General features: G+C 64.9%; 8 protein-coding genes and 1 pseudogene. 5 read left to right on the top strand and 4 right to left on the bottom strand.

Annotated features, from left to right (window positions below; all coding sequences use genetic code 11):
- Positions 1-26 precede the first annotated feature (26 nt).
- Complete coding sequence (locus tag ACQP0P_RS47160) at positions 27-662, bottom strand: hypothetical protein (protein ID WP_433369591.1); 636 nt, start codon at positions 660-662, stop codon at positions 27-29.
- A 377-nt stretch (positions 663-1,039) separates the two neighbouring features.
- A complete protein-coding gene (locus tag ACQP0P_RS47155) occupies positions 1,040-3,091 on the bottom strand; it encodes a cellulase family glycosylhydrolase (RefSeq protein ID WP_433369588.1) in 2,052 nt (683 codons plus the stop codon).
- Between the two features lie 888 nt (positions 3,092-3,979).
- Here ACQP0P_RS47155 and ACQP0P_RS47150 point away from each other — a divergent pair.
- The 5 genes and pseudogenes from ACQP0P_RS47150 to ACQP0P_RS47130 form a co-directional block, all read left to right on the top strand.
- The gene (locus ACQP0P_RS47150; RefSeq protein WP_433369585.1) at positions 3,980-4,768 is read left to right on the top strand and encodes a DUF2637 domain-containing protein; all 789 of its coding nucleotides are present in this window, start codon (positions 3,980-3,982) and stop codon (positions 4,766-4,768) included.
- 798 nt (positions 4,769-5,566) lie between these two features.
- Entirely contained in the window at positions 5,567-6,775 is a 1,209-nt protein-coding gene (locus tag ACQP0P_RS47145) for a hypothetical protein (protein ID WP_433369582.1), read from the top strand.
- Between the two features lie 338 nt (positions 6,776-7,113).
- Positions 7,114-8,808 (top strand): GmrSD restriction endonuclease domain-containing protein, encoded by a 1,695-nt coding sequence (locus ACQP0P_RS47140; RefSeq protein WP_433369579.1) that lies wholly within the window; start codon positions 7,114-7,116, stop codon positions 8,806-8,808.
- Positions 8,809-8,884: 76 nt separating this feature from the next.
- The gene (locus ACQP0P_RS47135) at positions 8,885-9,538 is read left to right on the top strand and encodes a JAB domain-containing protein (protein ID WP_433369577.1); all 654 of its coding nucleotides are present in this window, start codon (positions 8,885-8,887) and stop codon (positions 9,536-9,538) included.
- 330 nt (positions 9,539-9,868) lie between these two features.
- Positions 9,869-9,985, top strand: a pseudogene (locus tag ACQP0P_RS47130) (hypothetical protein); the annotation flags it as partial.
- A gap of 37 nt (positions 9,986-10,022) precedes the next feature.
- Here ACQP0P_RS47130 and ACQP0P_RS47125 read toward each other — a convergent pair.
- Positions 10,023-11,165, bottom strand: coding sequence for a restriction endonuclease subunit S (locus ACQP0P_RS47125; RefSeq protein ID WP_433369574.1), 1,143 nt, complete (start codon positions 11,163-11,165; stop codon positions 10,023-10,025).
- Positions 11,162-12,640: an HsdM family class I SAM-dependent methyltransferase gene (locus ACQP0P_RS47120; RefSeq protein ID WP_433369572.1), complete on the bottom strand. Its 1,479-nt coding sequence runs from the start codon at positions 12,638-12,640 to the stop codon at positions 11,162-11,164. The genes ACQP0P_RS47125 and ACQP0P_RS47120 overlap by 4 nt, the downstream gene beginning before the upstream one ends.
- Positions 12,641-12,645: the final 5 nt, after the last annotated feature.

The following is a 12,645-nucleotide window of genomic DNA, read 5'->3' as shown; positions in this document are numbered from 1 at the left end:
CATGGGACGGGAGTGATGCTCGGAACTCAGGAGGTCGGCGCGGGTGAAGAGGTCGATGGCCGGCCGGGCTGGTGGTCGTGGTGCGAGCGGTCTCCCTTGCCGTGCCACTGGCCTCCCTTGCCGTGCCGGCCCTGCCCGTCGCGCATGGTCGCGTCATGGATCGCGACGGCGGTGGCCGTGCTGCCGTCCACCTTCGCCATGACCATGACCTTCTGCCCGGTCTTCACCGCGTCGCCACCCTCGCCGCGGCGGTTGATCCGGGTGTCGCCGTTGATCGCGTACTCCTTGGTGTAGCCGTCCTCGCTCCTGACCGTGATCGAGTCCTGGTCGACGGCCGTGACGTCGCCGTACTGGGTGGCGACGGTCACGTACCTGCCCTCACCGTCGGGAACGACGAACTCGCCGTGGATGGAAGGTCCGCCGAAGCCCATCCTGTGGCCCCGGCCATGTCCCGGCGCCTTGTCGGAAGACGTCTCGGACGGGACCGCCGACGGTGTCGGGGACGGCGAGGGCGAGAACGCGGCCGCGGTGGCGACGCCGGCACCCGTGACCACGACGAGTGCGGTGGTGGCGATGAGCAGTGCGGAGCGGGGGATGCGGCGCCGGGGTGGCTCGTTCGCCAGTATTTCCGCGGTGCTGAATTCGTCCGCCCCAGAGGTCATCTTTCTTCCTCCCACGAGCATGTGATAGGAGAACAATGCAGCAGGCCGTCTAAGACTGCCGTAAACGCCGTTCGTGCTCCGATGATCACCCTCCGTGTGGAGCGGCCTTCGCGCCGTCGGCTCCGGTGTGCGAGGGCGCCCATGTCGATCGGCACGCGATCACGGTGGTGGAGCACCTGGATGACTGGATCGAGGCGCACGCCATGCAGGTCAGGCCACGGCCCCTCAAATGATCATTCGGCTGTACGTCAGGCCGAACACCGGCCGGATGAGGTTGCAGGCGTACGTTCCGGTATGGCCTGGGACGCCGGTGGACCACGATCCGTTCTGCTGAACCGTGGCCCGCCGGGACGGTGCTGGGCGGGGAGCCCGCTCGATCAGGTCGTGGTACCGGTGACCGTGCTTCCCGATTTGGTGACGAAGTAGGTTACGGTCGTGCCGCTCCAGAAGTGGAGGGTGAGTGTGACCTTTGAGGCGTCGTTGACCTCGGCGAAGAATTCCGGCTTCAGCGTGATTGTGTTGGTGCTGTAGTTGGGCGCGAAGGCGACGTCGAACTCCTTGAACGACGTCCAGTTGTGGGGGCCGGCGTTGGTGCCGTTGGCGTACTTGGCCTCCATGGTGGCGAGCTGGTCACCCTTGAACGTGGTGGGGATGGCGAAGGAGCCCGTCGTTCCGCTCGCGTTCTGCACGGTCGGCGTGTCGTAGGTGACTACGTTGATCCGCCACGGGACGCCCTGGGAGAACCGAGCCGACAGCGTCGCGTTGACGCCGTAGGCCCGGGAGCCCGTCAGCCGGGTGAGCGCGGATGCGGTGAACGTGAGCTGGTCGCCCGAGACGGTGTAGTCGGTGCCGCGTACCAGATCCGTGCTGCCCTGGCGGATCCCCACGAACGAGGTGCCGTTCAGGTTCAGCGTGAGCGTCTTGCTCGTGATGGCGGACGCCTTCGCGTTGAACACCTGATCCGACGAGGCCGTACCCGAGCGCGTTGTCCAACTGGACTTGATCTGTGCGAACAGCTCGGGGTCGGCCCACTGGAACGAGGTCCGGTTGAAGTGCTGGCCGTTGTCCCACAGCATGGTGGTGATCTGCCTGGTACGCGCGTAGTGGCCGAGGAACTCGAAGAACTTCAGTTTCTCGCCCTGCTGGATCGTGCCGGTGTGCCGGTCGAAGCCCAGCAGGCCGTACTCACCGATGATCACGGGGATGCCGCGGGTCACGAAGGCGTTGTACACCCGGTCGAAGGCGCCGGTCAGGTCCTGCTGAACGGTGGCGTCGAAGCGCGTGCCGCCGGCGACGTTGACGCTGAACGGCCAGTATCCGTAGAAGTGGACCGTCGCGATGAGGTTGGGGTCGTTCATCGCGTTGAACGTGCTGACCAGCTCGTCGACTCTGGCCTGGTCGGCCGAGGTGTGCAGGGTAGGCAGGACGAGCAACCGGGTCGCGTTGTTGCCGCCCGACTGGCGCACGATGTTTCGGAAGGATGTGTTGAGTTCGTTCAGCAACGTCGCGTTCTGGGCGTCTCCGGAACTGCCGGTGAAGGTCGGCTCATTGACGCTCTCGAACACCAGCTTGGCGGAGGAGTTCCGGAACGTGCCGGCGATCTGGGTCCAGATCGCGTTGTACCGAGCGAGTACGTTCGTGCGGTCGCCCGGCATGTTCTGGATCCACTGCCACGAATCGTGATGGATATTGATCATCACGTAGAAACCATCGGCGAGGGCCCAGTCGACGACCTCTTTCACCCGGTTCATGTGCGTCGCGTTGATGGTGTAGTTGGGCGCCCAACCCTGGTACTGACCCCAGGTCACCGGGATTCGGATGCTGTTGAAGCCCTGCGCCCTGATGTTGTCGAGCAGTGCCGCCGTGATCCGCGGGTTGCCCCATGAGGTCTCATCCGCGCCGGTGGCATCGAGGGAGTTGCCCAGGTTCCAGCCGGGCTGCATCGCGGCCACGACAGCCTGTGCGTTGCCGGGCGTGGGCGTCGGTGTGGGCGTGGGCGTGGGGGTGGGCGTCGATGTCGGGGTGCCGCCGCAGGCCACGCCGTTGACGGCGAAAGCGGTGGGGTTGGTGTTGGTGCCGCTGTAGCTGCCGTTGAAGCCGACGGTGACGCCGGCTCCCGTTCCGAGGCCCTGGGCGTACGAAGGGGCGGTCACGGTCACGCTCTGGCCCGACTGAGTCCAGGTTCCGCCCCAGCCCTGGGTGACCTGCTGGTTGCCGGGCCAGGTGTAGCGCAGCGTCCATGGGCTGACCGGGTCGCCGAGATTGTTGATCGTGATGTTGGCGCCGAACCCGCTGCCGTTGTCCCAGGCCTTGGTGTAGGTCACGGAACAGGCGACCGCCGCCTGGGCGGCGGGCGAGGTGACGGCCACCCCGATCGCCGCCAGGAGCGCGACCGCTGTGGACAGAGCCCACAAACGCAGTGTCTTCATCTTCAAGCCTCCATGGAAGGGGCGCCCGTATGGGAGCGCTCCCATATTTGGCTTGTTTCGCATGCGTGTACAGGACGTTTCCCCAGGCCGTACCGCTGACCTGCTCCTGGGCACGAAGAATTCAGCGGATGTATGAAAATTTCAGTGGCGCAGGTGGGGTGGGCAGGTCGCCCTCATGCGTAGGGGCGCCGGACCATCACCGTGTAACGACCGAACCGTGCGCACATCTTCTGGGAGCTTCCCTTGGAGAAGGCCGGTGCCGACCCGCTCACAGTGGCCGCCGCACTCGCTACCAACGGCCCGGTGATGACTGTCGCGTACGAGTGGAGATCGCGATGGGCAGTCTTGCGCCGAGTGTTTTCGATCGAGGTTCAACCTCGGCACCGCAGGAGCGACACGGTCCAGACGGGCGGGGGCGTGGTCTTGGACATTGTGGTCGTTCTGGCCGCCGTCCATGACGTGATCACCGATGGGAAGGGGCGTACGGCGTGGTGCCCCTGGACCGGCCTGCCCGCGACACCACGGTCCGGGCAAAAGAAAATCCTGATCACTTGGTCGGTGATCAGGACCTCACATCGATGTGTCCGAGGGGGGACTTGAACCGTTCGCCCATCTCCTGAGCAGCACCGACGCTCCGTGGCTGGACCTCTCATGCCCGGAATAGGCGCGCGGAGAGGGGGCGGTGCCCACACCCATCTCAACGAGATCGGGTCCTACCTCGCGGCACACGCCCATGCCGGGGAAGCTCGGCAACCGCCAGTTCAGGATCCTCAGCAGACGATCTCAACTGCGCTCAGGGCAGCGGTGGTAAGGGGACAGGAGCTCGGTGATCGCAGCACCGAACCCCTTCCTGCATCCCAGCAACCTGATCAACCCGGAAGCCAGGCCGTGCGCCGCCCCTCGACACCAAAAATTGCCGGGGAGGTGGTTCCGGTTGAAGGGGCTTGGGGCGAACGTACTCAACGCGATCAGCACGGGGACCGGATCATCCTGGGCTTTGCGGTGGCTGTCCTGCTGGCGGTCGCCGGCGCGGCCGCCTACGTCTCGTACCACCATTTCTACGGTCTGGCGATCGCTCTGGGTGAGCGGCACGACATGGCCATTCTGTATCCGGCGATGTCTGACGGTGTGATCGTCATGGCGTCGCTGGTGATGGTCTACTGCTCGCGTCGTCGGCTACGTGTGCCGGTGCTGGCATGGGTGGCGCTCGCATTGGGCGGGGCGGTGACGCTGGCGGCGAACGTGGCGCACGGCTGGTCCGGCGGACTCGGATCGCGGCTGATCAGTGCCCTGGCACCGCTGGCCTTCGCGGGCGCGTACGAATTGCTCATGTGGATCGTCCGGAACACCCGGCAGCCGTCCACCGAGACGCTGGCCAAGGACCACGTGTGCCAGCCCGTTGAGGCTCTCGTTGAGGTGGAACGCGTAGTGCCGCTGCTGCCCACCGACCGGTACGAGGCGGCGCGGCTCACCTATATCGAGAGCCTCAGCGAGGGCAATCAGCGGGTTGGCCGACGCCCGCTGATGAGCCGGTGGGGACTGGAACAGCGTGAGGCTGAGGAGATCATCGCCGAAGTGGAGAAGGAGCGGGCCCACGCCATCGTCGAGGTGGCCGATTCGGAGAGTGTCGTGCCGCCGCCGGGAGGCTTCCGTTCGATCGGCACGAGCGAGGCCTGAGGCGGCGTAATGAAGGACATCGGTAACGAAGTGGTCAGGCCGTCCTACAGTCGTCCAGCTCGGTCATCGGGCGGCCTCCCATCTTGAAATGATCAAGGTTCTGGGTCGCGATAAGGCATTTATCGCGACCCAGGATTGACACCAAGATCAGTTTGGGTTCCGCGGAGCATGGGCGCGTGCAGCTGAACTCCGCTTGCGACTAGAGGATTCGTACGTCCGAAGCAACGGCAATCATTCATGTGGATACGTCACCGACAAGCTAGAGATCCTCCTCCTCAATGGAGGAGGTGACGCCAGGTGGCAGTTCCGATTTGGATAAAAGCGATCTGGTATGTGAGGTGGTGAGGTGTCAGGGATTCGAATCCTGAACCTACGGATTAAAAGTATGTGGACTTAGTGTCCGCCAATGCCGCAGGCTATCCGTTTCTATTAGACCGCCCGGATTTGCCGCTGTCAAAGTCCCCGCTGGTAGTGCGCAATGTCGCCCCGTATCACGCACCAATGAGCAACCGCCGAGCAACCATCAGCCACCCCGTCGGGTTTTACCCAAACGCGATTGCATATTCTTGACGTGCGTCCTAAGCCAAAGTGCCCGAGCTGCTGGGGGCGAGTAACCAGGGCGCATCAATGGCCGGTGGACACCGAGAGCTGAATTCCTTTTGCGTGCTTGGTCACGGATCGGCTTCTGAACAGGTCGAGGTCGACTGTGGGGGTTGATCAAGAAAGTTGGCCCGCTCTACACTTTCCGCAGCTGATGCATTGTCGATCGCCCGGCCACTTCAGAGGAGCGTTCTTTCCTTGTCCTTCCCTCCTGGTGACATGGTCGCCGCCGTCGGCACGCACCTGCACTTCCAGAGACTGGAGCGGTTGCTGCACGAACGCCACCTCGAGCTGGGCGACCAAGTCCACGTCAACTCCACCGGATCCCAGCTGTACCTGATGGTCAAACTGCCAGGAGACCAAGGGGTCGTGCTGAGCCAGTCAAGGCTCGGCCATTCATTCGTATGGCTGATCGTCGATCCGGTGCTGGGGAGTGAGCCCTCCGTCTGGCCGCTGAACACATCCGGCGAGGTACTCGTCGACGCCGTCCACGCCCACGCGACTGCCCACCTCGCCGGAGCGCCGGTCGCGTCACCTTGGCGCTGGCACGAGAGCGAACCGTCGGACATGACCGAGCTCGCCGATCTCCTGGCCGAACGAGGAGTACACGTCCAACGTGTGGCGGCCAGCAACCGATACTTCGCCTACGGACCGCGCTACGAGCCCAAGCTCCACATCGCAGACGGGCGCGAAGGAGCCTACGTCGAGGCCAGTTTCTCCGACATCTTCGTCCGGGTCTCCATCAAGGCCAGCGTCGGCTGGCTGGTCGACATGCACCACCCGGAACGTGGTGCCTGGACACGTGTCGATCTCGGCGTTTCGCTGGGGCGCAGGAAACTCCCGACGCCGGGCGTGCCGCGCGCCGACGTCCCCGTGAGCCGGATCGCCGACCTGATCTGCGACGGGCCGAGCACGTGGGTCGAGAGCGGCGCTCCCTGGGAGACGTCCAGGCCCCCGCGAGCATCGGCCGAGACGTGGTCCGACGTAGAGGAATCTCTGTTCCTCACCCTGCCGGCCCTACGGTCGGCAGGCGCAAGGGAACACGTCGACGCCGTTCTGGAGCAGCTCACTACCTTCGGCTTCGGAGACATCCGCGAAGGCGACCTGGCCAGCCCGATTCACTCCGACACCTATCACGTCGATTGGAGCGGCCGGACCAAGGACCTGTCGACGTCCGAGATCCAGCGGCTGAACGGCCTGGCCGCAGCGGCCGGCGAAGACCTGCCGAAGAGGCTGATCGTGATCACCAACGGTGGGCTCAGCCGACCAGCAGCGGAGTTTGCGGACAAGGCCAAAGCATTCGTCTACGGCCTCAACCCTGCGACGGGCAGGCTCAATCCTTTGAACTCACGCGCCCACGACCTGCTGCCGCCCCGCACGGAACCGAGCAGATACAGCCTGGAATAGGTTGCGCCCTTCGGATGGAGACGTCGCGACGAGCTATGACCGTTGGTGTCAGCGCCGCAAACTGTCGAGAGCGGTCGGCAGACTGCCGTCGCTCCAGTGTCCTCACGCCAGATGAACGTGATCAGACAGACGGCTTCGGCCACCGTGGGGTCCTTGGGCCTTTGCTCGTCTTGGAGCGGATTCGAGTAGTCGCACCTCACGATCAGCGGAACCCGGGGAACAACCAGAGCCTCCATCAGACCCGGTGCGCTTCACCCGACGGTCCCGACAAAGCCGGACAGGTCACCCCGCCGGTGCTTCGGGTGACAGCGGCGGGGCGTTCGTGAAAATCTTGGGGTATGTCGCCGATCCCCCATGAGCGCGCTCACCGCCCCCAGTTAGAGAAGATCACCGAGCTCGCGTCGCGGGTCAGAGCGGGGGAGATCAGGCTTCCGAAGTTCCAGCGGCAGTTCGTGTGGAAGGGCCTCCAGGTCCTCGATCTCCTCGACTCGATCTCACGGAACTATCCGATCGGGAGCCTGTTGCTGTGGGACAGCGAGTTGCGGCTGGCGAGCGACCACGACATCGCGGGCATCGAGATCGACCAGGCGCCGAACCGTGAACGCACTGCCTACCTGCTCGACGGCTGCCAGCGTCTGTCGACCATTTGTGGGGCGCTGTACTGGGAGCCGAAGGGCGATCCGAAGAGCCTCTGGAACCTGGTCTACGACTTCGAGGAAGAGCGTTTCGCACACCGGAAGGACTTCGACGAGCCGCCCGCGCACCAGATTCCGCTGAGGCTGCTCGCCCAGCCCTACCAGTACGCCAAGTGGGCTTCGAAACGGCTTCCTGAGGAGTTCGAGGAGGCGGCGGGGCAGTTGTTCGACAACTTCGCGAACTACGAGACCTCGGTCGTGACGCTGAAGACGGCCTCGATTACTGAGGTCGGCCGGATTTTCGAACGGGTCAACACGCGCGGCACACCACTGACGGCGGTCCAGGTCATCCGCGCGGTGACCTGGCGCAGCGACTTCGATCTCCTCGACGCCATCGACGGCGTCCGCGACGTGCTCGCGGCCAAGAACTACGGCTTGATCGACCAGATGCTGCTACTCCGCGCGATCTCGGCGGCGGCCGGGCTCGGGTTCGCCAAGTCCGACATGGAGCAGCTGCCGTCCGTAGGCCATGAGCGTCTCCTGGCCGCCATCGAGGAGACCGAGGAGGCCGCGAAGAAGGCCGTGGACTTCCTCACCACCGAGATCGGCACTCCGACGGCCGCCGCGCTTCCCCACGCCAACCAGCTCGCCGTCGTCATCGAGATCTTCCGGCAGATCCCGAGGCCGAACGGCAAGCAGTTCGCCCAGCTCCGCAGTTGGTTCTGGCGGACGATCCTCGGCGGCTACTACGACGGCTGGAATCCCCGGAAGATGGCGGCGGACCTCGCAGCGGTGACGGCATTCGCGAAGGGCGAGACCAAGGGCATCGAGGTGGACGTCCCGCCACCCAGCACGCGGCTGTGGGCGGGCAAGTACGATCGGGGCACCGCGCCGCAGAAGACGTTCGCGCTCATGCTCGCGGCACGGGGCCCCGTCGACCTGATCACCGGGGCGGCCATCGACGTGGGGAAGACCTTGGCCGGGGACAACTACCTGCAGTTCCACCACTTCTTTCCCAAAGCGGCCCTCCTGCGCAGCGCCCTCAGCTTCGAGCAAGCCAACGTCCTCGCGAACATCGTCATGCTGACCGCGATCAGCAACCAGAAGTTCTCCGACCTGCCGCCGTCCGCCTATCTGAAGGCCGAAATCGACTTCAGTGACGAACGGACGATCCGCGAGCGGCTCGACACGTGCCTTGTCTCCGCACCCGCTTTCGACGCGGCCATGCGCGGCGACTACAAGGCGTTCATCGCCGCCCGGTCGGAGACCCTGCTGGAGTGGGCGAGGGACCTCATCCAGCGCGGCCTGGCGACGGAGGCCGCGCCAGCGGAGCTCGACGAGGAGAGCCTGCGGCTCGCGAACGAGGTCGAGGTCGTGGACGAGGACACCGACGACTGAGGTCCGGGCGGCGGTGTTCGGGACGGCCGCGTTCTGTCGGTGCCGGATGGTCTCCTGGTGGCGGGAGGTTCGTCCGATGCGCGTCACTGATCTACCCCAGGCCGACCGGCCCAGGGAACGGCTGCTCGAGCACGGCCCGCGTGCGCTCGCCGACCGGGAGCTGCTGGCGCTGGTGCTGGGTGAGGGCCGTCCCGGCGTGGACGTCATCGAGCTGGCGTCCCGGCTGCTCGCCGACCATGGCGGGCTTGCCGCGGTGGCGGCGGCCGATCCGGGCGCGCTCCAGCGGTCGGCGGGGATCGGTCCGGCCAGGGCGGCCCGGCTGACAGCGGTGTTCGAGCTGGCGCGGCGCGCGGCTCGGCCGCCGCGACTCTGCCGGATCACGGCCACCGAGGACATAGCGGTCGCCGCCGCACCGCTGCTGCGGGGTCTCCGGCACGAGAGGGCGGTCGTGGTCGTCTGCGACGCCAGCGGCCGGATCCTGAAGACGGCCACGCTCACCGACGGTGCGGCGGATCGCACCCCGATCCCGGTCCGTGACGTCCTAAGCCTGGTCCTCGCGCTGGGCGGCACCTGTTTTGCGGTGGCGCACAACCATCCGAGCGGCCGGACGGAACCGAGCGAGGCAGACGTCCGGGTGACCGCCCGCCTCCGCGACGCCGCTACCACGGTCGGGCTCCGCCTGCTCGACCACGTCATCGTCACCGAGACTTCGTGGGCCAGGATCCCGTGACATCGCACCGGTGCCGGTCCAACCGGCGGGGACGGCTCGCACGAGCCCATCCGGTCGCCAGCCTCGACGAGCCCGTCGGGCGACCCCGACAGATAGACCCACCAGGTGCCCGTCGCGCGCCCATACCAAGCCCACACGGCGCGAGCCCATCGGCGAAGCTCCGCCGACGGACTCACGCGCACTCTCGTTCGGCGAGTGCCGCCTGCAGCGCGAGTCCGTCACTTGGATGAAGCTCAAACAGAAGGAATACGAGTGACTCGCGAGGTTGCAGACCTGGAGTAGCACAAGAGCAGCCACAGCGGTTCAGCCGCCGAATGCGTCGAACTCGCCTCTCTACCGAGCCGTGTCTTGATCCGCAAGTCTATGAACCCCGGCAAGCGATTTCTGAACGTCGCGGGCGTCAACGCCCACCCAATCTTCGCCACGCTCCGCGCCGATCGGCTCTGACCAACGGGACGGGCGAGGCCTGAGGCCCTGCCCTCACTCACAACCGTCCGTTGAACGCATAGTTCAGGAGAGCGGATCCAAGGGCCTTTAGCTCTCGATCTTGCGTCGCGGACGCCGCATGGCAAGTGGCCAGTGAGTCAAGCGCATCGGCGAGCCGTCGTTGTTCTGGCATCGGTGGAAGCGGTACCTCAGTAGCCAGGAGTCGTTCTGGACTGACTCGCTGCCGTCTGGAACCCATGCCCGTGGTTTTGTCGCGGAGCGCGGCATGAAGGGCAGGCCACGTAACCAGGTGCTTAACATATCGGGGATCGGCTACATCGGCGTCGATGGCGAACGTGGGGAATTCGTGGGAGACATACAACCGGTCGAACTCGTCAGGAACGATAGCGAGGGCGCCTTCCCAGCCGAAGAGCTTGCTGTAGACGAACTGCCCCGCCCGTAGGCGGTTGTATCTTGCGTACTTTGTCTCAGAACCTTTGATTGGTGGCCGAGTGAACATCCCGCGACCGTGGCTATAGATGCCAGCCGTTCGATAGAGGGTGTCCGCCTCGACGGGTACGGAGTCGTTGACAGGTATCAGGAAATCGCGTACCTGCGCAGGATCCCCTGCTCGTGTGATCAGCGAGCTGAAGAGGGCGCGACGAGTGGCCTCGGCAGTTTCCTTAAGCTGCCTGATCTTCCCTATCTTGGCTGTGGCGGCGTCGAGGTGGGCGGCGATGCGGCGTTGCTCGTCCAGTTTTGGCAGGGGGACGGTTGTGGAGAGAAGGCGGTCGATATTGACTCGTTGACGGCGTGAGCCCATGCCGGTGCCCTGGTCTCGGAGCTTGTCATGGAGACCCGGCCAGGTGGTTAGGTGGGCAACGTAGTCGGGGTCGGCGACGGCGTCGTCGATGTGGAAGGTCGGGAATTCGTGAGAGACATGCAGGCCGTCGAATTCTTCCGGCACGGTAGCAAGCGCGCCTTCCCAGCCGAAGAGCTTGCTATAGATGAACTGCCCCTTCCGGATTCTGTTGTATTTGAGATAGTTGGTCTCGGAGCCGGTAATGGGCGGGCGCTTGAAGAGCCCGCGCCCGTAGCTGTAGATGCCTGCCGTCGTGTAGGTGGCGTCCGGGTCGATGGACACGATATCTGATTCTTGCCACAGGAACGTGCCGAGAGTGACTTCCGGGTAGGCGTTCACACTGATCCCTCCACGTCCTTCGCGAGCGAGGAGAGGAGTGCGAGGATTTCGTGTTCGGCGGAGACCAGATTGCCGAGGAGTTCGGCGGGCGGGCGATGGGCCAGATCGTCTTTCTCGGTCGGATTGGCGAGGTCGAGATTGTAGTTCTGACTGATGATGTCGGCGGCGGGAACCCGCCATGCGCGATCCGTTTGTGCCCGGTTAGCACGCTCGGGACCACCCCACCACGCGGCGCAAGCCTCGAATTCTTCATAGCGCATGGGCTTGGTTTTGGCGTAGCCCTTGCGACCTTCCGGCGGGATGATCTCGTAATACCAGATTTCCTTGGTTGCGCCGGTTTTCTCGAAGAAGAGGAGGTTAGCGGGGATCGGTGTATAGGGAGCAAAAACGCCTTGGGGGAGGCGGATGATGGTATGGAGGTCGCACTCCTCCAAGAGCTGCTTGCGCACCTTCGCGCCGGGCCCCTCGCCGAAAAGCGCGTTATGAGGGAGAACGATGGCGCAGCGTCCGCCATGCCCTAGCTTTTTGATAACTGAGTGAAGGAAGAGCCAGGCCGTCTCACGGGACCGGTAGGCGGTTGGGAAACCTTGGACGATGGAGTCCTCCTCCTCGCCGCCGAAGGGCGGGTTGGTGAGGATGACATTGACCTGGGAGGCGGGGCCCTTCTCGTCGATCATCACGCGGAGGGAGTTGGCGTGGAGAACCTTCGGGGAGGGGATGCCGTGCAGGGTCAGGTTCATCATGCAGAGCAGGAACGGCAGGGGCTTCTTCTCGATGCCGCGGATGTTGTTGAACAGCTCTTGCTGGAGGACCTTGTTGGTGGCCTGCGGGAATAGTTCGGTGTAGGCCTCGACGAGGAAGCCCCCGGTGCCGCACGCCGGGTCCATGATCGATTCGCCGAGCTTGAGGAAGGTCTGCTCGACCATGAAGCGGATGACGGGGCGCGGGGTGTAGAACTCGCCAGAGTCGCCCGCGGCGTCGCGCATCTGCTTCAGCAGGTCCTCGTACAGGAACGCCATCGTGTGGATGTCGTCGCTGCTGTTGAAGTCGATGCCGCGGATCTGGTTGACCAGGTCGCGGAACAGGTAGCCCGACAGCATCCGGTTCTGGACGCCGGCGAACACCTGGCCGAGGACGTTGCGCGGGTCGCCAGGCACGTCGCTGCGCATGCTCGCGAGTTCCGGCAGAAGCTTGACGTTGACGAACGCCAGCAGGTCCGCGCCGGTGAACGTCTCGTCGTCGGCCCAGGCCCGCCACTGGTACTCCGGTTTGATGATCGGGTCTTCGCCGAATACCTCGCGTTCGGCCTCCAGCGCGTCGAAGGAACGCAGGAACAGCAGCCAGGACAGTAGGGGCAGGCGGTCCAGGTCGCCGTTGAGGCCCGCGTCCTTGCGCATGATGTCGCGGGCCGACTTGATGACGGCCGACAGACGGGCGCGGGAGGTCGTGTCCTGCTTCTTCGCGGGTGGGGCCATGGTCG

Source organism: Streptosporangium sp. CA-115845 (assembly GCF_050943795.1).
In the GTDB taxonomy this organism is placed as follows: Bacteria; Actinomycetota; Actinomycetes; order Streptosporangiales; family Streptosporangiaceae; genus Streptosporangium.
Note: the sequence above shows the minus strand (reverse complement) of the source record. Positions and strands in the feature narration are given on the sequence as shown.